At 60.6% G+C, this 1,074-nt stretch carries 2 protein-coding genes; both read left to right on the plus strand.

Features of this window, described 5'->3' with window-relative positions:
- A partial coding sequence (locus tag ABZX22_RS45285; protein ID WP_354923580.1) for a hypothetical protein occupies positions 1–481 on the plus strand: 481 nt, incomplete at its 5' end.
- Positions 482–864: 383 nt separating this feature from the next.
- Positions 865–1,074 (plus strand): hypothetical protein (locus ABZX22_RS45290; RefSeq protein ID WP_354923583.1); only part of this gene is annotated, 210 nt, incomplete at its 3' end.

Consider the following 1,074-nt stretch of genomic DNA (forward strand, 5'->3'; position numbering starts at 1 on the left):
GGCGGGGAAGGGGCTCTTTCCTGATTTCACGAGGGCGAAGAGCAACAAAGGTGGCACCCGTTACAACTGGAGATCCGTCCTGGATTGCAGCGAGGCGGAGGTGAACGGGCGATGGATATCGGCCGGCCGCCAACGTATCGAAGAGGATGAGGCAAGTGCGCTGTCGGCAGCATTGGCTGTAGCCAAGATCAGGCGCGCTGAGGCCGATGCCGAGATTGAATCCCTGACAAAGGCACTCAAGCGGCTTGGCATTAAGGCGCTTGAACGCGTGCTGCCTTGGGCGGTGGATGATCGAGGGCGGGTGCTTGGCTCTGCCGCGGCCTACCCTGCCCACCTCGCAAAGCCTCACACGACCCTGGAGGCGCTCCAGATGCCCTGGGTCGAGCGGCGTCTGCACGACGTGCTGATGGACGCTGTCGACTCGATCCTGAGCGATGTCCGCCAAGCGCTGAACAGGGCGCGTGAGGCAAGCCTCGGCTGAGGCAAAGGCTTACCGCGAAATGGGATGCCCGAATGCCGGGTCCTCGCGCACTTTGTCGTGAAAATGATTGCTTGCAAGCCCTTGAAAAACGATCACTTTCAGTGATTTAGCCCTTCATGGGAGGTCGCCAGCGAGTGGGTAGGATGGGCGCACAAGAAACGGAGACGCCCTTGAACACTTCCCCCGCCTACCAGGCCCGCCCAGTGGCACTGCTCTCAGCACGCACTTTGGGTCGGTGCCTAAGGAAACCTGTAGTCCGGGCGTGACCGCTTCCGAGTAAGGGCGTAGGTCAGGCCAAGCGGCTCACTACTTCGATCACTTCTTCCGCGCGGCAGATCTGCCGCGACGGCGAAGCTTTACCCAAAAACCAAGGAGATGCTCCCGTGGGACTCGATATGTTTGCAGGAAAAACCCGTAAAGACGTGGTGGACAACACCGCCGTGCCGATCATGGAATGGCGCAAGCACCCGGATCTGCATGGCTACATGCAGGCGCTGTATGCCAGCCGGAGCGGCTGCAAAGACCCGATGAAGTTCAACAAGAAGCCCCTGTTTCTGTCTAGGCAGGACCTGGAGGACCTCCGGCAGGCCGTG

It is taken from the genome of Nonomuraea sp. NPDC003804 (genome assembly GCF_040610675.1).
Lineage (GTDB): Bacteria > Actinomycetota > Actinomycetes > Streptosporangiales > Streptosporangiaceae > Nonomuraea.